The following is a 19,724-nucleotide window of genomic DNA, read 5'->3' as shown; positions in this document are numbered from 1 at the left end:
TTCAGTTCAGGCCAGATCGACAAACACGCTTTTGGTCTCGGTGTAGGCGTCGATCACGTTCTTGCCCATTTCCCGGCCCCAGCCGGATTGTTTGTAGCCACCAAACGGCGAAGACGGATCGACCACGTTCCAACAGTTGATCCAGACCGAACCGGCCTTGAGCTGCGCGGCCACGCGGTGCGCCGAGCGCAGGTCGCGGGTCCACAGCCCGGCGGCGAGTCCATACGGCGAATCGTTGGCGCGCAGCACCAGATCGTCGATGTCGGTCCAGCTCATGACGGTGAGTACCGGGCCAAAGATTTCTTCGCGAGCTACGCAGGCCCGCTCGGCACGGTCGAGGAATACGCTCGGTTCAATGAAATGCCCATGCTTGAGGTGCTCGGGACGGCCGCCGCCGCAGATCAGTTCGGCGCCCTCTTCCTGGCCCCGTTGCAGGTAGCCCTTGACGGTGCTCAGTTGCCGCGCGGACACCAGCGGGCCCATGCTGCTGGCGGGGTCCAGGCCATTGCCAAGTACATGGGCGGCGGCATGGCGCTGGAGTTCTTCGAGTACCTGGTCGAGCACGCTGGCATGCACATAGAGGCGCGAGCCGGCCGTACACACCTGGCCCTGGTTGTAGAAAATCCCATCGGCGGCGCCCTTGGCGGCGCGCACGATGTCGGCGTCGGGCAGGATGATGTTCGGCGACTTGCCGCCCAGTTCCAGCGAGACCTTTTTCATGTTGCTGGTGGCCGCCTGTGCGATCAGGCGCCCGACCTGGGTCGAGCCGGTAAAGGCGATCTTATCCACGTCCGGGTGCTGTGCCAGCGGTGCGCCGGTGTCGGCGCCCAGGCCGGTAATCAGGTTGACGACGCCGGCAGGAAAGCCTGCGGCCTCGATCAGTTGCACCAGGCGGATCGCGATCAGCGGCGTTTGCTCGGCGGGCTTGAGCACCGCCACGCAACCGGTGGCCAACGCCGGGCCGAGCTTCCACACGCACATGGTCAGCGGGAAGTTCCACGGCACGATCAGCGCGCAGACACCGACCGGCTCGCGCAAGGTGTAGTTGAGCATTGGCGCGCCGCTTGCCGGTGATACAGGCAGCGTGCTGCCTTCGATCTTGGTGGGCCAGCCGGCGAAGTAGCGAATGATATTCGCCGCGCTGGCCGCTTCACCGCGGGCGTTGGCGATCGGCTTGCCGTTCTCCAGGGTGATCAGTTGCGCGAGTTCCTCGCGGTGCTGGTCCAACAGATCGGCCAGGCGAAACAGCAACAAGCCGCGCTGCGCCGGGGACTGCAAGGCCCAGGCGCCGGTAAAGGCTGCGCGCGCGGCCGCGACAGCCGCGTTCACATCGCGTTCATCGCCTTGGGCGACTTCGGTCAGGGTCTGTTCGGTGGCCGGGTTTTCCACGGCAAAGCGACGACCGCTGGCGGCGTCCTGCCAGGTACCGCCGATGAACAGGCGACCGGGCTGCGCCAGGAAGGCCTGGACGGCAGGTAATAATTCGAGCTGATGCATAGTCGACTCCTTCACAGCGCCATTTCGATCAGGCAAGGACCACGGTCAGCCTTGGCATTGGCCAGCGCCCGTTGCAGTTCGGCATTGGTCTGCACCGTGCAGGCCGGGACCCCGTAACCTTTGGCCAAGGCCTTCCAGTCAATACGCGGGCTGTCGAGCACGGTCAGGCGCAGGGCTTGCGGGTCCATTTCAGTCATGCCGAAGCGACGCAGCTCGTTTTGCAAAATCGCGTAGCGATGGTTGGCGGCAATCAGGATCACCACCGGCAACTGCTCGCGGGCGATGCTCCACAGGGTTTGGATGGTGTACTGGGCACTGCCGTCCGATTGCAGACAAAACACGCTATTGCCGCGTTCTGCCAAGGCTGCACCGAACCCCACCGGAATCCCCTGGCCAATCGCGCCACCGGTATTGGTCAATACCCGATGACGCGCGGCGCGGGCGGAAGCGGTAAAGAACGGGTAGCCGCAGGTGCCGCCCTCGACCGAGACAATGCTGTCATGAGGCAGTGACGCGGCCAGCACTTGGCCGATGGATTGCGGTGTCAGCTCGGCATGGCCGGGCGGCAGTTCGATACCCTGCGGGGTCGGTACATACGCCGGCGCATTCAGGGCATCGGCCAGCGCCGCTAGCGCGCCGGCGACGTCGTCACCGACTTCGGCCAACGTCAGCAGACGCTCACGTTCAGCGAGGCGCGACGGGATGCCTTCGTAGCCAAAATAACTGATGGGCTCCGGCACGCCTGCGCATACGACAAGGTCGTACTGCTCAAGAATTTCAATCGCCACTTCCGGGAAATACGGCAGGCGATCCAGGTCCGGCAAGCCACCGCCACGGTAGCTCAGGCGCGGAAAGGTCTCGGCAAACAGGCGCACGCCGGGCAGTTGCGCCAGGCGCCCCGCTGCTTCGAGGCCCGCGACCGACAAGCCCTCATCGCCGACGATAAACACCAGGCGCTGACCGTCACGCAGTGCCTGCGCCACGGTTTCGACCCGGTCACCGGCAAATCGGCGCACCGGCGCGCGCAACGGGTCGAACACACCGTCATGCTTCACCGCGTGGGCTTGCAGGTCCATGGGCAGAATCAAAGTGGCGATCTGACCTTTGGCCTGCCAGGCCGCACGCACCGCTTCCTGCAAGTCTTCACCGATACCCGCCGCCGTGCGCGAGGTGCGCACCCAACCAGAGACGGTGCCGGCCAAGGCCTGGATGTCACTCGCCAAGGGTGGATCGTAGTTGACATGCCAGGAGGCGTGGTCGCCGATGACGTTAACGATGGGTGTATTGGCCCGACGCGCGTTATGCAGGTTGGCGATGCCATTGGCAAAGCCCGGGCCCAGGTGCGTCAGGGTCATCGCCGGTTTGCCGGCAATGCGGCCATAGCCGTCCGCCGCACCGGTACATACCCCTTCGAACAACGACAACACCGGCTTGAGGGCAGGTGCGCTGGCCATGGCCGCCACCAGCGGAATCTCGGTGGTGCCCGGGTTGGCAAAGCAGTACTCGATACCGCTTGCCGCTGCCGCATTCACTATCAGTTGCGCGCCATTCATTGTCAGCCCTCTCGCTTGAGCGTTTTCTTTGGTGAGATTTATCACACATAGGAACACTTCAAACAAGTTATTTTTACTTAAAATCTCTTATTTTGAGATTTAAGTGAAATTTAAATCCGGAAAGCTTAGTGTATCGACCTGCAGGGTCGGGCTTGCTCGTGAATGCGGTTTGTCAGTAATTTCCATCACTGGCCCACCGCTTTCGCGAGCAAGCCCGCTCCCACATTGGATCTGCGCTGTTTTCGCCTATAGTGCTTACCCGCGTGCCATCCCTTCTCTAGGAACGAAATGAGCAGCCTGAGTAAATTGCTGAATGTCCTGGACCTGTTCGGTCCAGCGACGTTGAAGATCGACCCGGACACCATCGCCGAGCGCATGGGCCTGTCGCGCGCCACCGCGTATCGCTATGTCAAGGAGTTGTGCGACGCCGGCCTGCTGACCCGTGTGGATGCCGGCCACTACGGCCTGGGGCCGCGCGTGATCGAGCTGGACTGGATGATGCGCCAGTACGACCCCATCCTTCTGGCGGGGCGCGAGCTGATGCACGAGCTGTCGGCGCAGACCGGCTTGGCGGTGTTCGCCAGCGTCTTCTACGACGGGCGCATCATCAACACCTACATCGCCGAACCCACCGACACGTATCACTTCTCCTTCGGGCGCGGGCATCCGCTGCCCTTTTTTCGCGGCGCGCAGTCCAAGGTATTGATCGCCTTCCAGAAAGGTCGACGCCTGCAGCGCCTGTTCGAAGAGCATATGGCCAGCGACCCGGACAGCCCCTACGACTGGGCCAGCTTTGCCAAGGCCACAAAGAAGATTCGCAAGGATGGGTACTGCATGACCCATGATGAACTCAACCTCGGCCTGACTGGTATCGCCGCGCCCATCATCCAGCCAGATATCGACGAGGTGATCGGCAGCCTGTCCGCCGTCGGCAGCACCCAGAGCTTCAAGCTGCTGCGTCAGGAAACCGTGATTGAAATGGTCATGGACACCACCCGCCGGATTGCCGAGAACCTGCGCAATCCGCCGGGCGCCGCCGCGTCCTGAGGTTCAGGCGCGACCGCAGCAGTGGTGGGCTAGAACGGCACGGCGATGGTCAACTGGCTGTAAACGTTGGTGCCGTTGCCGGCGACCTGGTTGCCGCCGGTGGTGGCGTCCTGCTTGGGCTTGTAGAGGCCGATCAGCGGCGTGACGATCAGGTGCGGGTTGACGGCCCACTCGGCGTATACATCCAGCTCCCGAGCATTGAGGTTCAGCGCATTGCTCTTGCGTACGGTGTCGAAGTCGAAGTACAGCGCACCCAGGGTCAGGTTTTCCAGAGGCGTGGCCTTGAGGGCCACGTGCTGGATGCTGGTGTTGCTGTTGAACGGCCCGGCATAGTTGCCCGCGACTTCGCCTTGCAGCCAGGTGCCATAGCCGGTGCTCAAGCCGGTGAACAGCGAATCCCACTGCTGTGAGTAGCGGGTGTAGCGGTAGCTGACCTTCGGCGTCCAGGCGACATCGGCAAAGGTGTAGCCAGCTTCGCCGTACCAGGCTTTTTCGGGGCCGGTGTCCTTGTCCTGCCAGGCATACTCGAACGCCAGGCTGACATTCGGCAGGCCTGCGTCGCCTTCGCCGCGCACGCTGTAGACATTCATGCCCTTGCGCTGGCGCTGAAAATCACTGGCCCAGCGTTCGTTCACATCGATGCCATGCACCCAGGTCAAGCCCAGTGTGCCGGGTTTGGTGGTGTAATCCAGAGTACCGGCGGCCACTTCGGTTTCAGCCTGGGCGCGGTTATCGGACTTGAGCCACAGCAGACTGCCGTGCAGGCCATCCTTGCCGCCCAGACGCAGGAATGCGGTTTGATCGAAGGCGTGCCGCGCGGCCAGGTAATACGCACCGCCACGGTTCAACGTGCCATTGGCCGGGCCCTTGCCCAGGTTCGGCCCGTCGTCGTTGATCAGGAAGCCACTGCCGAGTTTGACCACCTGGCGACCGCCGGAAATGTCCACGCCGTCCTTGCCCAGGGCCGGAAACAGGTCGCCTGAGCGCCAACCCAGGTACGCATCTTCGATTTTGGTGGTGCGTTCGCTGCCCAGCGTATTACCGGCCGGGTCGCCGTCACCCCAGGTCGCGGAACTGACCAGCGCGAAGGCGCCATAGGCTGTGCCATGGCCGGCCAGGGACTGGTCGCCACTCAAGCCATACTTGATGAAACCTTCGCGCCAGGTGGAACCACCCGACGTGCCGTCATAGTTTTTGCGGCTGTTGAACATGCCGAACACGGCGGTCATGTCGGCATTCAGATGCCGGCTCTCATCGCTGTACAACTCATAGGCCTGGGCCTGGCTGATGGCGCAAAGCGTCAACGTACAGGCCAACGTACCGCTGAGAAATGACGTGGAGGGATACCGCATGATCGAAGCTCCTTGGTGTGCGCCTTTGAGAGGCTGTCTTAGTTGTCGAGGCGTGATTCGGCTGCGCGCTTGTTGACGAACAGCAACTGCTGGCCGGTGAATTCCAGTAACCCTTCAAGGCCGAACTCGACGCCAAACCCAGACATCTTGCTGCCGCCGAACGGCGTGTTCGGCTGAATGCGCGCGTGGCAGTTGACCCAGGCCACGCCACTCTCCAGACGGCTGGCCAATGCCTGCGCCTGTTCCACGTCCGGGCCCCAGACCGAACCGCCCAGGCCCATGTCGCCGGCATTGGCGCGGCGCAACACATCCTCGACATCCTGATAAGCGATCAGCGGCAATACCGGCCCGAACTGTTCCTCGTCGACCAGACGCTGGCCATCGCGCACATCCGCCACCAGCGTGGGCGGGTAGAAGAACCCGGGGCGATCCAGGCGTGCGCCGCCACACAACACACGCGCACCGTGTGCCCGCGCATCGGCAATCAGCGCGTCCACCAGTTGCAGTTGATCAAGGTTCTGCACCGGGCCGAAGTTGACGCCGGGCTCCAGCCCATTACCGACCACCTGGCGCTCGGCAATCCGCGTCAGGGCCTCGGCAAACGCCTGGTACTGGGATTCGTGAATGTACAAGCGCTTGAGTGCGGCGCAGGTCTGGCCCATGTTGAGGAAGGCGGCCTGGAAGATCTCTTCGGCCACCTCCTCCACCGACGTACCCGGCAATACAATCGCCGCGTCGTTGCCGCCCAGTTCCAGGGTCAGGCGCTTGAGGTTGGTGGCGGCCCCGCGCATGACGCTCTGGCCGGTGGCTGTGGAGCCGGTGAATACAATCTTCTGGATCCCCGGGTGCGACGTGATCGCGCTGCCGAAACCCTGCTCGCCAGTCACGCAGTTGATCACACCGTGGGGCACATGGCGCCCGATGATTTCGACCAGGCGCAACGTGCTCAGCGGCGTCATGCTCGATGGCTTGCTGATCACGCAGTTACCCGCGCGCAGCGCCGGCATGATGTGCCATACGGCGATCATGAACGGCCAGTTCCACGGCGTGATGGACGCCACCACACCCAACGGTTTGCGGTGCAGTTCGATGCGCTGGGTCGGGGTTTCTTCCACCAGCTCCACGGCGATCTCCTGCCCGGCAGCGTAGCGGGTCCAGGCGGCGGCGCCCATGACTTCGGAAAACGCCAGCTCAAGCGGTTTGCCTTGTTCCTGCACGATCAGCCGGGCCAATGCATCAGCGTCTTTTTCGATCGCATCGGCAATCGCATTGAGGTGCTCACAGCGCTGCCCATGGGTACTGTGGCGCCAGGTCTTGAAAGCGGCCTGAGCGGCGGCCACCGCCTCGTCCAACTGGGACAGCGAGCCGGCCGGGCATTGTGCGAATGCGGCGCCGGTCGCCGGATTGATCACGTCAAACTGGCCGTTTTCACCGGCAACCGAAACGCCGTTGATGAGCATCTTGTAATGGTGCATATGCAATTTCCTTTAACGCAGACGAGCCCTACCGCAGAACGGCAGCGAACAATTCACAGGAGAGAGGTTTCGAACCAGGCCTTAGAGCTTGTGACTGCCCAGGGCCAGGAACCGCTGCGGCGATACCTTGCGCAGGCGCGCGGCGAGATACAGGCCGCCCAGAAGGGCTGCGGGAATCACCGCGCACAAGCTGTAGGACAAGAGTTGGCTGGCCCCCGTCAGCACATCGAAATGCGCCACCGCCAGTACCAGCACGCACAGCAATGCCAGGCACGACAATACCGGCAGAATGCGCCCGCGCAGCGGGCCGACCTTGAGTTCGGGGTGCCGATGGAAATACACGCAGATCGCGAACGAGGTCATCGCCATCAGCAGGATCACGCACAGGGTTGCCAGGTTGGAGAACCAGGCGAACAGTTGCAGGATTGGGTCGGCGTCCATCGCGGCGAAGATCAATACCACCACGGCCGCGATCAGGCTCTGCAAGGCAGACCCCATGTGCGGGCTCTGGTGCACGCGGTGGGTGGTGCCCAGCACGCTGTGCAGCAAGCCGTCACGGCCGATGGCGTAGAAGTAGCGCGCCGCCGCGTTATGGAACGCCAACAGCCCGGCGTAGATGCTGACCATGAACAGCACGCGAATGATCTGGGTCAGGTGCGGGCCGACGAAGTGATCGGACATGCCGTAGATAAAGGTGGTGGGGTCTTGCATGGCTTGCAGCATCGGCACGATCTTGTCCGCGCCCACACCCACTACCATCGACCACACCGACAGCGCATAGAACCCGCCGATCAGCAGCACCGAACTGTAGGTGGCGATCGGGATGGTGCGCTGGGGGTCTTTCGCTTCTTCCCCGTAGATGGTGGTGGCCTCGAAGCCGATGAAGGCGGCGAAGCAGAACAGCAGGCCAATGGACGGAGTGCCGCTGAACACATGCTGACGGGTGAACGAGTCGAGATTGACGCCGCTGTCACCCCCGGTTTTCAGAATGGCAAAGTCGAGGATCAGGATCGCCAGGTATTCGGCGATCACCACCAACGACAGTACCCGTGCCGAGAGGTCGATCTTGCGATAGCCGAGAAACGCGATGCTGGCCATCGCCATCAGCGAATAGGACCACCAGGGCAATATCACACCCGCCACGCTCTCCATGGTGCCGGCGACCACGCCACCGAACATGCCATACAGGGCGATCTGCAAGATGTTGTAGGCGAACATCGCCAGCACTGCCGCCGAGCCGCCGGCCAGGCCGCCCAGGCCACGGGAGGTGAAGGCGTAGAAACCGCCGGCGTTGGTGACATGGCGGGACATGGTGGTGTAACCCACCGAGAACGCCAACAGCACCAGCAAGGCCAGCAGCAGTAACGCTGGGGTGCCGGCACCGTTGCCCAGCATGATGCCGATCGGGAAACCACCGGCAATCACACTGAGCGGGCTTGCCGCCGAAATCACGAAAAAGATGATGAAGCCGACACCCAGGGCGCCACGCTTGAGCTCCGTAGAGCTGTTGACCGGGAGAGTTACGCTCATGTTATTGACCTTATTGTATGAGGCAGTCGCTGTGGGGTGGCCCCGATCCAGGCGCTATCGGTGCCGGGTAGCGCTTTTATTCTTGAGGTTGCACGCTGGATTCGATCCTATGCCCGCCCACATAACCCTCGCTATCCCAAATCGGTAACATCGCGGCCAGCGCCCCAAAACAGGTCAGGGCCGACTTATTCCCCCGCCGATTTGGGATAACGGCGCGGGTGCGCGCTCGTGCATGCTACGTTCACCCGCCCTATGCCTGGCTGACCTGAAGTTGCCGGCGTAGGCCATTCAATTATCGAGCCCACCCTATGCCCTCCAAACGCCGCTGGCTGATCCTTGTCATTATCTCCAGCGATTGTTGCTCATCGTCATTGATAGGGCCGTGCTGTACACCGCCTTGCCCGACCTGACCCCGATCCCGCTGACGTTCAGCGAAGAGCGCGAACAGGCCATGGCATTTAGTATCTGGTCGTTTGTGGCCTCCGGCGGGGCGGCGCTCGGCCCGGTCGTGAGCGGCTTGCTGCTGGAGCTGCCGCTGTTCGGCATACCGCGATAATCACTGAATTACCGAACCGGCCTTGTTAAAACCCGAGACCGGGCGATATAGGACATACCAATAAGAAGTCAGTGGCCCAGGCCAACTGATGGTCAACAAGCACGCTGTTCACCTGCGAGATACTCCGATGCTCGACGCCCTCTCCATCCGTTTGAAAATCATCCTGCTGTCCGGCTTGTGCCTTCTGGGCGTCATCGGCCTTATCGTCAGCCTGAACCTCTATCAGAGCAACCAGAACAACCGGTTGATCAGTGCGTCCAGCAGCAAGATGCTGACCGAGAGTGGCGAGACGCTGCTGCTGGCCAAGGCCGCCGAGCAGACGGGGAACCTGCAGCGGGTCTTCGGCAACAGCCTGCTGCTCATTACCGCCCTGTCCGACCAGGCGGCCCATTTGCGCAACATGGCCGCCCAGCGCGGCTTGCCGGCCGCGACGTTGCGTGAGGAGCTGAACCAGAGTCTCAAGGCAACCTTCGAGCGCAATCCGCAGATACTCGGGCTGTGGCTGGTTTTCGAGCCGAACGCGCTGGAGGGTCAAGACAGCGCATTCGCCAACGACGCCGCGCGCGCCTCCAACGAAACCGGGCGCTTCGCCAGTGCCTGGAACCGGGGTGCTGGCGTAGCGGTGAACATCCTGATTCCCGAAAGCGATTTGCAGAAGACCGAACTCAGCATCAGCGGCACCCCCTATAACAGTTGGTACACCTGCCCGCGAGACACCCGGCGCACCTGCCTGATGGCGCCTTATGCCGACACCCAGGCCGGGCAAGTACAACTGATGACCACGCTGTCGATGCCGTTGATTGCCGATGGCAAGGTGATCGGTGCCCTGGGTGTGGACCTCGCACTCGGTGCCCTGCAAGCAGCGGCAAGCGATGCCCAGCGCATGCTGTTCAACGGTTCGGGAAGCATGCTGATTGTGTCCGACAGCGGCGTGCTCGCGGCCTACAGTAAGGATGCCGGCCAGGTTGCCACGCCGCTCAGCGTCACATTGGGTAAGGAAAGCAAGGCGATACTCGCGGCATTGACGCAAAAAAAACCGCTGGTGCTGGCCCAGGATGATTTGATCCGCGCCGTCTACCCCGTCGCGCCTATCCCCGACGCGCCAGCTTGGGGAGTGGTCATTGATTTGCCCAAACAGGTATTGCTGGCTGACTCGGTAGCGCTTCAGACCTTGCTTGACCAGACCCAAACCCGCGACACGCTAGCGTCATTGCTGGTGGCCATCGGCGCCGGGCTGCTGGGCCTGCTGCTCATCTGGTTCACTGCCTCCGGGGTGACGCGCCCAATCAACAGTGTCGCGCAGATGCTCAAGGCGATTGCCAGCGGCGACGGTGACCTGACCCAACGCCTGCACTACCGCAAGAAAGATGAACTGGGCGAACTGGTGAACGGGTTCAACCGTTTCCTCGACAAACTGCAGCCCACCGTCGCGCAGATCAAGCAGAGCATTACCGATGCGCGCGGCACCGCCGACCAGTCTTCGGAAATTGCGCGGCTGACCAGTGAAGGGATGCAGGTGCAATTTCGCGAGATCGATCAACTGGCAACCGCCTCCAACGAAATGAGCGCCACCGCCCATGAAGTCGCCCATAGCGCCTCGAGTGCCGCCCAGGCAGCACGCGGTGCCGACCAGGCGTCCAGGGAGGGCATCACCCTTATCGAGCGCAGCACCCAGGACATCAATGCGTTGGCCCGCGAGGTCAGCAAGGCCGTGACGGAAGTCGAAGCCCTGGCGGTCAACAGCGAGCAGATCGGTTCGGTGTTGGAAGTGATCCGCAGCATTGCCGAGCAAACCAACCTGCTGGCACTCAACGCCGCGATCGAAGCGGCGCGCGCCGGCGAAAGTGGCCGAGGTTTTGCGGTGGTGGCCGATGAAGTCCGCAACCTGGCCAAGCGCACCCAGGATTCCGTCGAGGAAATCCGCATGGTCATCGAACGTATCCAAACCGGCACGCGGGGCGTGGTGGCGACCATGCATTCCAGCCAGACGCTCGCCCAGGACAACGCCGGGCAGATCCATCAGGCCGTGCAGGCGCTTGGCAAGATCAGCGACGCGGTAACGGTGATCAGCGACATGAACCTGCAGATTGCAAGTGCCGCAGAGGAGCAAAGTGCGGTGGCCGAAGAGGTCAATCGCAACGTCTCGACCATCCGTGGTGTGACTGAGACCTTGACGGAACAGGCCGCAGAGTCGGCGCAGATCAGCAGTCAGCTCAACGCACGGGCCAATCAACAGATGAAGCTGATGGACCAGTTCCGCGTGTAACACATGGCGGTATGGCGGCGCGTGATGTCTGGGACGGTAATTCGGCGAACAGCGCATGGTACTCAGCCGCGAAATGGCTGAGGTGGTAGAAGCCCCACTGGGCTGCGGCATCGCCAATCGAGAGATGCGCGGCCTGAGTGGACATCAAGGTGCGGCGTACGCCATTGAGCCGCACACAGCGCAGGTAGTTCAGCGGCGTGGTCTCGGCCACGGCGCGAAAGCTGTTCTGCACCGTGCGCCGGCTGACCTGGAGGCGTTCGCACAGTTCGAACACACTCGGCACGTCGAACTGCCCGGTGGTCGCCATGCGATGGCATTTCTCGACGATAAAACTGCGCGTGGAGCTGCTCGTGCGCTGCTGCTTATCGCAGGCCGGATCGGTCATGAGCTGCACCAACTCGCCGAGCATGGCCTGCTCCAGCGCCTCGTCGTGTTGTCGCTCCTGAAGGCTGTCGTGAGTCTCGCTGGCCATGGCCTGGGCGAATACCGTGAGCAAGCGCCGACGGGCATCGGCGAAACGCTGGCTGGAAACCCGGATCACCGGCTGACGCAGCAACAGGCTCACATCCTTGGCCGAAGCGGTTTGCGCCAGCGCCTGCTCGAACAATTCACGCTCGAACGTGATGGACAGCAGTTGCATGCCCATCGGCATATGAAACATGAACTCTTCGCCACCGCGCAGAAAAAACAGGCTGCTGTCGTCCACCTCCCGCCCCTGCATCCGCATCGAACCAGGCACGTTGATCGGCACCGCGAAGCACATCTTGCCGCGCGGTGCAACGCCGTGCTGCACGACACGCTGATTGATCTGCTCAAGGAAAACGTGGCACCCGCCGGTGGTCAACTGCATCAGCGAACTCTCGGTCGAGCCTGCGGTTAACTGGCTGTAGTCCTGGTTCCACTGCTGCACGTTGGCCGCATGAACGTGAACATCCTTAAAATGACCGATGCTGGTATTTCTCATAATGAGCAATATCCTCGGATATTTTTTATTCTAAGGTCGCTTTATTTGGCGATATTCTCACATAAAGCAATTAATGCAAATTTCGCGACAGGTTCAGCTCATTCGACCTCACCTGCGTCGGCGCACCCATGTGCCGATTCGGGCTACCAGCCTGACCCGCGTCACGCAGATGATCAGGCCACATCAATCAACATCGCAGAGAATCCGTCATGAGTGAAGCCAAGCTTGCAGCCTTGCATTTCGCCGATGCACCGCGCATCACCTCCAGCACGCTCCCCGGCCCCAAAACGTGCGAGGCCCTGGCGCTTTCGGCGCGTACCGAGTCCATGGCACGCGGCGGCGGGCGCATGCCGATCGCCATGGACCGCGCCTTCGGTGCGACCTTCAAAGACCCGGACGGCAACACCTATATCGACCTGTCCGCCGGCGTCGGTGTCAGCAGCGTGGGCCGCTGCCACCCCAAAGTGGTGCAGGCGATTCGCGAACAGTCCGAAGTGCTGATGCATGCCCTGGAAATCAACAGCACCCGGCGTACCGAGCTGGCTGCCAAGCTGTCCGAAATCGCGCCCGAGGGTTTGCGTGGCGACTGCATCACCTTCTTCACGCAAAGCGGCAGTGATGCACTGGAGGCGGCGATCAAGTTCGCCAAGCGCATCACCGGGCGGCACCAGATCATCGCCTTTCACGGCGGCTACCACGGCGTGTGGAACGCTTCGGGTTCGCTGACCACCGGCACGGCCTACCGCAAGGGTTTTGGCGCCCAGATGGGGGGCGTAATTCACGCGCCCTACCCTTACGCCTACCGCTTCCCCTTCGACACCACCCACAAAAGTGCCGAGCAGATCGCCGGCGAGTACATCGACTACCTGTTGAACACCCCGTACACCGCCGCCGATGACGTGGCTGCCGTGATTGTGGAGCCGGTACAGGGCGAAGGCGGCTACGTGCCCCCGTCGCCGCAATTCCTGCAACTGCTGCGCAAGGCCTGCGACCGCAGCGGCACATTGCTGATCGTCGATGAAGTGCAGTCCGGCGCGGGGCGCACCGGCAAGATGTGGGCGGTCGAGCATTCCGGCGTGAAGCCCGACATGCTCACCTTCGGCAAAGGCATCGGCAGCGACCTGCCCATGGCCGGCCTGATCATGCGCTCGGACTTGGCGGCGCAGATTCCCGACGGCTCCATGCCCAATACGTTCGCCGCCAACTCGTTGTCGGCCGCCGTGGCACTGACCAACATCAGCATCCTCCAGGATCCTGAACTCGACCTGCTCAACCGCGCGCACACCTTGGGGCTAGAGGCACAGGCGCATATTCGCGGCTTCAACAGCCCGTTGGTCGGTGAAGTGCGCGGTCGCGGCCTGATGATCGGCATCGAACTGATCGAAGACCCGCTCACCAAGGCGCCCCTGGCGGGCGAGAAGATCGGCCAACTGATGGGCTATCTGCTCAACCACGGCGTGCTGATGATTCCCTGTGGCCGCTACAGCAACGTGATGCGCGTAATGCCCTCACTGACGATCTCGCGAGAGCTGTTCTTCAAGGCACTGGACATCTTCGGCGACGCCCTGGCTTCCCTCAAAGCATGATCTTGCCCACTACTCGAGGACCGCAAAATGACTGAGCACTTGAATCATTTCATCGAAGGTGCGTCCTGCGAAGCCTTCGACCGTCGTCGCATAGACCTGGTCAACCCCGTGACTGAGCAGGTTTACGGCAGCTCCGCGCGTGGCACCAGCGAGGACGTGGACCTTGCCGTGGCGGCTGCACGCCGACAACTTGAAGGCGGCGAGTGGAGCCAACTCGACGGCGCCAAGCGGGGGCGACTGCTGTCGAAACTGGCCGACCTGGTCGAACGCGACAGCGAATTGCTGGCCGATATGGATGCCGACGCCATTGGACGCTCGCCGATCGAACCACGTCGAATGGACCTGCCCAACGCGATTGCCAACCTGCGCGCCGCCGCCGGCTGGGCCAACCAGCTCGAAGGTCGGACCATTCCCACCGGTGGCTACTTTGGCACCAAGACCCTGTCGTACACGGTACGCGAGCCCGTGGGCGTAGTCGGTGCCATCGTGCCCTGGAACTCGCCGCTGATGATCACCGTGTGGAAGCTCGCGGCGTTGCTCGCGGCTGGCTGTACCGTGGTGGTCAAGCCTTCGGAAGAAACCCCGCAGTCGGCCCTGCACCTGGGGCTGCTGGCGCAGGAAGCCGGCTTCCCGGACGGCGTGATCAACGTGGTCACCGGCTACGGCAACGAAGTCGGTCGCGCCCTGTGCGAGCATCCGGATGTCGCCAAGATCAGCTTCACCGGCAGTCCCGAGGCCGGGCGTGAGATCCAGCGCACGGCTGGTGTGTTGTTCAAGCGCGTGGCCTTGGAACTGGGCGGCAAGAGCCCGCAGATTGTGTTCGACGATGCCTCCTTCGACGACGCCCTGCGCGGCTGTACGCTCGGTCTGTTCGCCAACCAGGGCCAGGTGTGTGCGGCCGGTTCGCGGATCCTGGTGCAGCGCAGCCTCGCCGAACGTTTCGGCGCCGCGCTGGCCGAGGCTGCACAGGCGGTGAACGTGGGCGATCCTCGCGAGCCCGGCGTACAGATGGGTCCGGTGGCCAAGAAGGCGCAATTGGATCGCGTCAACCGCTACATCCAGCTGGGCATCGACCAAGGCGCAACGCTGCTGGCCGGCGGCGTCTCGGCCCCTAAGCAGGGCTGGTTCGTGCGTCCGACGATCTTCGCCAACGCCCGCAACGACATGGAAATAGCCCGGGACGAGATCTTCGGTCCCGTCGGCACGCTGATCACGTTCGACAGCGAAGACGAAGCGATCGCCCTGGCCAACGACAGCAGCTACGGCCTCGCGGCCACGGTCTGGACCAGCGACCTGGCCAGAGCGCACCGTGTCGCGGCGGCGGTGAAAGCCGGCGCCGTGGGTATCAACTGCTGGAGCCCATTGGACGCCAACCTGCCTTGGGGCGGCGTCAAGACCAGCGGTATCGGGCGTGAAGGTGGGTTCAGCGGCGCACTGGCCTACACCGAGGAGAAAGTCATCACCGTGCTGCTGCCGGTCTGAGCGCAGCCCCTGTCCTGACCGAGCCACCCTCCAACGTTGAGGGTGGCCATTCAACCGTGCATCGCTCCGTGGAGAGCCTGATATGAACCCAATAGATCAACCGACAATCGATCGGTACCCGACCTCCCTGCGCGTGTTGCACTGGGTGCGTGCCGTGCTCGTCCTGGGCCTGCTGTGGGTCGGCTGGCACATGACCGGCATGAATGATGAAGTGGCGAGCAAATACGAGCTCTACTACCCGTGGCACAAGTCCTTCGGGGTGTTGACGTTCCTGGTGGTCCTGACTCAGCTCGCCGTGCGTTTTCGCACCCTCCATTTGCCGCAGCCGCTGGAAACCCTGGCGGGGTATGAACGGTTTCTGTCACGCCTGACGCAGCGCATGATGTACGTGCTGCTGGTGATCGTGCCGTTGATGGGCTACTCCATGTCGAGCACCTACACGATGAGCGATGGGGTGTTCTTTTTTGGGGTTAACCTGCCGGAGCTGTTGCCAAAGAATGACGATTGGTTCGCGGTGTTCCAATGGCTGCACAAAGTCCTCGCCTATAGCTTGCTGGTGCTGATCGTGCTGCATGTGGCGGGCGCCCTCAAGCATCGCTTCTACGACCGGGACCCACGCAACGACGTCTTGCGCCGCATGCTCTGACGGAATAAGACCATGTGTCCGTAGCGTAAGAAAACGGCCATGCTGCGTGGTCCGGCGGCGCAGGCCCTCGCAGCACCTCCGACCCGCTGCTTCGCCGGCTGTATAAAGGCAACAAAATCGGGACCACCAAATGATTGCGACTCGCTGAGGAGATAGAAATGACAGCTTCTCGATCACCATTTGATCGCGGTTTATCCTCATGCCCATCGCCTAGAATTGCGACAGTCGTTGCGCAGTGAGTGCACGCTGTCGGGCGACGGTGCAACGGATTATTTATTCCACTAAGAGGTCAGTCTGGCTTCAAAAGCCCTGCTCAGGTAGTTGCGGGTTGTTAATAATTGGGTACGTCAAATTGTCGTCAGTCATTGAGACATAACGCTCAGTGAACTCATGAGCCGTCATAGGACGACCATAGAGGTAGCCTTGGCCCTCTTCGCATAAATAATGCCGCATCAGACTTTCCTGTTCGCGTGTTTCTATGCCTTCCGCAGTGACTTGAAGATTAAAGCCGGCAGCCAGCCTGACAACAGCCTCGATGATGACTTCATCTTTTTTACTACGTTCGACGCCACTGACAAACGAACGGTCAATCTTAAGCCGTGTGACCGGGTAGTCTTTCAGAAGGCTCAAAGAAGCATAGCCTGTGCCAAAATCATCAAACGCAATGCCTACACCCAACGAGCGAAGGTAGCGTAGGGGCTCCATAATTCGCTGTTCGTTTCGCAAAATTATATTTTCTGTAATCTCCAGTTCGAGTGCGCTCGCCGGTAAAGAAAAGTCGTTAAGCGCACTTTCAACCGTTTCAGCAAAGTCGCGCGTACGAAACTGAGCTGCGAACAAGTTGACGCCGATCCTGAAGCCGTCACAGCCGATATTTCGCCAATGAGCTGCCTGTTCACAGGCTGAGCGCAATATCCACTCGCCCACCGGTACCGCTAGAAGGCCTGCTTCTAGTACAGGTAAAAAAACCGCTGGAGACATGACACCCAGTGTTGGATGGTTCCATCGTATAAGAGCTTCGGCCCCAGTAATAACGCCATCTGCAAGGCGTACCTGGGGCTGGTAGTACAGTTCAAATTCTTTGTTCGCCCATGCCTGACGCATTGATGAGCTGAGCGCTCCTCTCTTTGACGCGGTGTGTCGATGCTCGGAGGTGAACATACGAACAAGGGATCGCCCGTCAGACTTGGCTTGATAGAGCGCCAAATCCGCGTTGCCTAGCATTTGCTCCCCATCGTAATCAGAGCCTGATCTCATCGACACGCCAATACTGGCTCCGATATAAATAGAATTATCTTGAAACTCTATAGGTTCCTCAATAAGTGCGATGAGCGCCAAACCAAGCTCAATCGCTTTGTGCTCGTCGGCAATCTCTGCCATGAACACTACAAATTCGTCCCCACCCAGACGGGCCACCATATGACACGTCGGTACGCGTTTGCGAAGACGACTTGAAGTCACCCTGAGGACAAAATCACCAGCCGCGTGGCCTAACGTGTCGTTAACATCCTTGAAACCATCCAGGTCGATCAGAAGAATTGCCGCTGCTATCTGCGCGTCACACGCCTCCTTAATCCGCTGCTTAAGTGTTGATCGATTAGCGAGGCCTGTCAGATGATCGTACTCAGCAGCGTGCTTCAGTAGCTTTTCCGCCGCTACACGTTTTGTGACGTCACGGATGATCGCCCCAACTTGTGCCTCGCCGGCTTCAGTCCATTGTGAGAGAGAGAGCTCGATGGGTATTTTATGGCCGTCACGATGCAGGGCCGTCAAGTTGACGGATTTTCCGATGATGCTGGTTGGGCCGCCTGAGACTACCCTCGAAAAACCTGCATGATGTCTGGAGCGCATCTCTTGCGGAATAATGATGTCGAGAGTCTTTCCAACTGCGTCTTCGGATCTATGCCCGAAAATAAGCTCGGCCGAATTATTCCACGAGGTGATTTGATTTTTGCTGTTTGAGCAAATAATGGCATCGGGTGAAGTCGACGTGATATTCATGAACCGAGTGAGGCTATCCTCGTTCTTGAGTTCGAGCCGACGTAACTCCATTTTTTCAATAACGATGACGGCCAAGTCCTGAAGAACAAGCTGGTCACGTTCTGAAAATATCTCTCTTGGCTTATTGTCGATCAGGCATAAGCTACCCAGCATATGCCCCGTGGCCGTTACCAGTGGCGCCCCCGCGTAAAAGCGAATATGGGGAGCTCCGACAACCAGGGCGTTTGATCTAAACCGCTCATCCTGCAATGCATCAAGTATCAAAAAAACGTCACGACCCATGATCGCATAATTACAAAATGAGACGTCACGACCTGTTTCACACACAGCGAGGCCAACACGTGCTTTGAAGAATTGTCGGTCGCGGTGTACCAAAGAAATCAGGACGATGGGTACATCAAAAATCCGAGATGCCATTTGGACGATCTGATCAAATTCGTGCTCAGGTGGCGTATCCATCAGCTCGAAAGCATTCAAAATCTGAATGCGCTCTTCATCATTATCACTGACTGGGTAAGTACTCATTTGAGGTTATCGCTAAAAGCTGACCGCACATAGAAAGCGACGCGATTGGTATGGATCGCTGCTACTTCAGCATCGCTGCAAATAAGCTGCAAAAATATGCTCACATCATGAAAAAAAAAGAAAATTCTGTACATTTCAACACCTGTCCGCAGCGTATCGGCAGCTATTTCGAGCGGCTCATCATCTGTATCGTCAAAAAAACGGATATCTGTAGAAATCTCTTTCAGCGCGCAGGCGTGCGGGATGAGCGCGCATCGGGCCGAGACGCGACGCATCGACGTCATATTCGAACACGATGAGCACCTTGATCCGTTCAAAGTTGATGAGCATCGAAACAGGCTTCGCCTCAATCGAACCCCTCCCGGCAAGATGGGTCTGCTCTTGTATCACTCTCGGGAATAGATCCAATGTCCACGCAACACAGCCTAGTAGTACTCGCTCGCGGCGGATACGCCGCTCGAGGCGTGCTTTATTTGATCATCGGTATCTTCGCGCTCCTGGCAGCACAGGATTCGACAAAGCCGAAGGACAGCCATAAGAGCCTGGAAGCCTTGCTTGGCCAGCCATTCGGCTATTTTTTGGTTGGGCTTGTGGTGACAGGTCTGCTCGCTTTTGCTGGTTGGCGCGTCCTGCAAGCGACGCGTGATGTCGATCATCACGGCACAGAACTCAAAGGTTTGGTTATTCGAGCGGGCCTGTTTTCCGCAGGTGTCTTCAACGGTGCTTTAGCGTTTTTTGCACTCGGCCTCCTCATGAGCGGCATTCGAAGCTCGGGCAATTCCGGAGGGCAAACCCAAGATTGGCTGGCGCATCTGTTGTCTTGGGAATACTCGAACGTGTTGGTGTACGTGATCGCCCTCATTCCACTTGGCGTTGGAGTGGCTCACATCATCAAGGGATGGAAAGCGTCATTCGAGAAATACTTTAACGCCGATGAAGACGTCATGCGCTACGTACGGCCAGTGTCTCGGTTCGGTCTCATAGCTCGTGGCGTCGTGTTTATAGAGATTGCGTTACTACTGGCAGTCAGCGGTTCATCCTATCAAGCCATGGACCCACCTGGTATGAAGGAAGCGCTCGACGCGCTCCAGAACCTCCCGGGTGGATGGTTGATTTTGATGGTGATGGCCTTGGGGCTGATTGCTTTCTCGGTTTACAGTTTTTCTGAAGCGTTTTGGCGCACGATAAATATGGATGTGCCAGGCGTACCGAAAACGTAGTTGAAGCCGTTACGACGAGTGTTT

At 60.3% G+C, this 19,724-nt stretch carries 14 protein-coding genes and 1 pseudogene; 7 read left to right on the top strand and 8 right to left on the bottom strand.

Going from position 1 to position 19,724, the window contains the following annotated elements; genetic code table 11:
• Nucleotides 1-6: 6 nt before the first annotated feature.
• Both AACY44_RS09485 and AACY44_RS09480 read right to left on the bottom strand, forming a co-directional pair.
• Entirely contained in the window at nt 7-1,497 is a 1,491-nt protein-coding gene (locus tag AACY44_RS09485) for an aldehyde dehydrogenase family protein (RefSeq protein ID WP_339457069.1), read from the bottom strand.
• An 11-nt stretch (nt 1,498-1,508) separates the two neighbouring features.
• Entirely contained in the window at nt 1,509-3,050 is a 1,542-nt protein-coding gene (locus AACY44_RS09480) for an acetolactate synthase large subunit (protein WP_339530126.1), read from the bottom strand.
• 288 nt (nt 3,051-3,338) lie between these two features.
• On the opposite strand from AACY44_RS09480, the gene AACY44_RS09475 reads away from it, so the two are divergent.
• The gene (locus tag AACY44_RS09475) at nt 3,339-4,097 is read left to right on the top strand and encodes an IclR family transcriptional regulator (RefSeq protein ID WP_339457066.1); all 759 of its coding nucleotides are present in this window, start codon (nt 3,339-3,341) and stop codon (nt 4,095-4,097) included.
• 29 nt (nt 4,098-4,126) lie between these two features.
• Here the strand turns inward: AACY44_RS09475 and AACY44_RS09470 are convergent, their stop codons facing one another.
• The 3 genes from AACY44_RS09470 to AACY44_RS09460 all read right to left on the bottom strand — a co-directional run bounded on the left by AACY44_RS09470 (nt 4,127) and on the right by AACY44_RS09460 (nt 8,454).
• Nucleotides 4,127-5,449, bottom strand: coding sequence for a hypothetical protein (locus tag AACY44_RS09470; RefSeq protein WP_339457064.1), 1,323 nt, complete (start codon nt 5,447-5,449; stop codon nt 4,127-4,129).
• A 38-nt stretch (nt 5,450-5,487) separates the two neighbouring features.
• Nucleotides 5,488-6,924: an aldehyde dehydrogenase family protein gene (locus AACY44_RS09465; RefSeq protein ID WP_339530124.1), complete on the bottom strand. Its 1,437-nt coding sequence runs from the start codon at nt 6,922-6,924 to the stop codon at nt 5,488-5,490.
• An 81-nt stretch (nt 6,925-7,005) separates the two neighbouring features.
• Nucleotides 7,006-8,454 (bottom strand): APC family permease, encoded by a 1,449-nt coding sequence (locus AACY44_RS09460; protein WP_339457061.1) that lies wholly within the window; start codon nt 8,452-8,454, stop codon nt 7,006-7,008.
• A 308-nt stretch (nt 8,455-8,762) separates the two neighbouring features.
• Here AACY44_RS09460 and AACY44_RS09455 point away from each other — a divergent pair.
• Nucleotides 8,763-8,983, top strand: a pseudogene (locus AACY44_RS09455) (hypothetical protein); the annotation flags it as partial.
• 154 nt (nt 8,984-9,137) lie between these two features.
• Nucleotides 9,138-11,276, top strand: coding sequence for a methyl-accepting chemotaxis protein (locus AACY44_RS09450; protein ID WP_339457060.1), 2,139 nt, complete (start codon nt 9,138-9,140; stop codon nt 11,274-11,276).
• Here the strand turns inward: AACY44_RS09450 and AACY44_RS09445 are convergent.
• The gene (locus AACY44_RS09445; protein ID WP_339530121.1) at nt 11,224-12,240 is read right to left on the bottom strand and encodes a helix-turn-helix domain-containing protein; all 1,017 of its coding nucleotides are present in this window, start codon (nt 12,238-12,240) and stop codon (nt 11,224-11,226) included. The genes AACY44_RS09450 and AACY44_RS09445 overlap by 53 nt on opposite strands.
• A gap of 209 nt (nt 12,241-12,449) precedes the next feature.
• Between AACY44_RS09445 and AACY44_RS09440 the strand changes: the two genes are divergently transcribed.
• From AACY44_RS09440 to AACY44_RS09430, 3 genes are all read left to right on the top strand, one after another.
• Nucleotides 12,450-13,826, top strand: coding sequence for an aspartate aminotransferase family protein (locus AACY44_RS09440; RefSeq protein WP_339469921.1), 1,377 nt, complete (start codon nt 12,450-12,452; stop codon nt 13,824-13,826).
• A gap of 27 nt (nt 13,827-13,853) precedes the next feature.
• Nucleotides 13,854-15,308 carry an aldehyde dehydrogenase family protein gene (locus tag AACY44_RS09435; RefSeq protein WP_339457055.1) on the top strand — a complete coding sequence of 485 codons (1,455 nt, stop codon included), beginning with the start codon at nt 13,854-13,856 and terminating at the stop codon, nt 15,306-15,308.
• An 82-nt stretch (nt 15,309-15,390) separates the two neighbouring features.
• Nucleotides 15,391-15,954: a cytochrome b gene (locus tag AACY44_RS09430; RefSeq protein WP_339457053.1), complete on the top strand. Its 564-nt coding sequence runs from the start codon at nt 15,391-15,393 to the stop codon at nt 15,952-15,954.
• Nucleotides 15,955-16,254: 300 nt separating this feature from the next.
• Here the strand turns inward: AACY44_RS09430 and AACY44_RS09425 are convergent, their stop codons facing one another.
• On the bottom strand, nt 16,255-18,480 hold the full coding sequence (locus tag AACY44_RS09425; RefSeq protein ID WP_339437234.1) for a putative bifunctional diguanylate cyclase/phosphodiesterase: 2,226 nt from the start codon (nt 18,478-18,480) through the stop codon (nt 16,255-16,257).
• Complete coding sequence (locus tag AACY44_RS09420; RefSeq protein WP_339530118.1) at nt 18,477-18,764, bottom strand: hypothetical protein; 288 nt, start codon at nt 18,762-18,764, stop codon at nt 18,477-18,479. The genes AACY44_RS09425 and AACY44_RS09420 overlap by 4 nt, the downstream gene beginning before the upstream one ends.
• Before the next feature lie 123 nt (nt 18,765-18,887).
• Here AACY44_RS09420 and AACY44_RS09415 point away from each other — a divergent pair, with 123 nt between their 5' ends.
• Nucleotides 18,888-19,700, top strand: coding sequence for a DUF1206 domain-containing protein (locus tag AACY44_RS09415; protein WP_339437237.1), 813 nt, complete (start codon nt 18,888-18,890; stop codon nt 19,698-19,700).
• Nucleotides 19,701-19,724 lie beyond the last annotated feature (24 nt).

The organism is Pseudomonas sp. RA_15y_Pfl1_P11 (assembly GCF_963970975.1).
Taxonomy (GTDB): domain Bacteria; phylum Pseudomonadota; class Gammaproteobacteria; order Pseudomonadales; family Pseudomonadaceae; genus Aquipseudomonas; species Aquipseudomonas tritici.
The sequence above is the reverse complement of the archived record's forward strand: the minus strand, read 5'-3'. Positions and strand labels throughout refer to the sequence as shown.

Excerpts from the sequence above, each read along its gene's own strand:
- AACY44_RS09465 (WP_339530124.1), bottom strand. The coding sequence starts at position 6,924 with ATGCACCATTACAAGATGCTCATCAACGGCGTTTCGGTTGCCGGTGAA.
- AACY44_RS09425 (WP_339437234.1), bottom strand. The coding sequence starts at position 18,480 with ATGAGTACTTACCCAGTCAGTGATAATGATGAAGAGCGCATTCAGATT.
- AACY44_RS09430 (WP_339457053.1), top strand. The coding sequence starts at position 15,391 with ATGAACCCAATAGATCAACCGACAATCGATCGGTACCCGACCTCCCTG.
- AACY44_RS09415 (WP_339437237.1), top strand. The coding sequence starts at position 18,888 with ATGTCCACGCAACACAGCCTAGTAGTACTCGCTCGCGGCGGATACGCC.
- AACY44_RS09435 (WP_339457055.1), top strand. The coding sequence starts at position 13,854 with ATGACTGAGCACTTGAATCATTTCATCGAAGGTGCGTCCTGCGAAGCC.
- AACY44_RS09440 (WP_339469921.1), top strand. The coding sequence starts at position 12,450 with ATGAGTGAAGCCAAGCTTGCAGCCTTGCATTTCGCCGATGCACCGCGC.
- AACY44_RS09475 (WP_339457066.1), top strand. The coding sequence starts at position 3,339 with ATGAGCAGCCTGAGTAAATTGCTGAATGTCCTGGACCTGTTCGGTCCA.
- AACY44_RS09450 (WP_339457060.1), top strand. The coding sequence starts at position 9,138 with ATGCTCGACGCCCTCTCCATCCGTTTGAAAATCATCCTGCTGTCCGGC.
- AACY44_RS09485 (WP_339457069.1), bottom strand. The coding sequence starts at position 1,497 with ATGCATCAGCTCGAATTATTACCTGCCGTCCAGGCCTTCCTGGCGCAG.
- AACY44_RS09470 (WP_339457064.1), bottom strand. The coding sequence starts at position 5,449 with ATGCGGTATCCCTCCACGTCATTTCTCAGCGGTACGTTGGCCTGTACG.
- AACY44_RS09420 (WP_339530118.1), bottom strand. The coding sequence starts at position 18,764 with ATGACGTCGATGCGTCGCGTCTCGGCCCGATGCGCGCTCATCCCGCAC.
- AACY44_RS09460 (WP_339457061.1), bottom strand. The coding sequence starts at position 8,454 with ATGAGCGTAACTCTCCCGGTCAACAGCTCTACGGAGCTCAAGCGTGGC.
- AACY44_RS09480 (WP_339530126.1), bottom strand. The coding sequence starts at position 3,050 with ATGAATGGCGCGCAACTGATAGTGAATGCGGCAGCGGCAAGCGGTATC.
- AACY44_RS09445 (WP_339530121.1), bottom strand. The coding sequence starts at position 12,240 with ATGAGAAATACCAGCATCGGTCATTTTAAGGATGTTCACGTTCATGCG.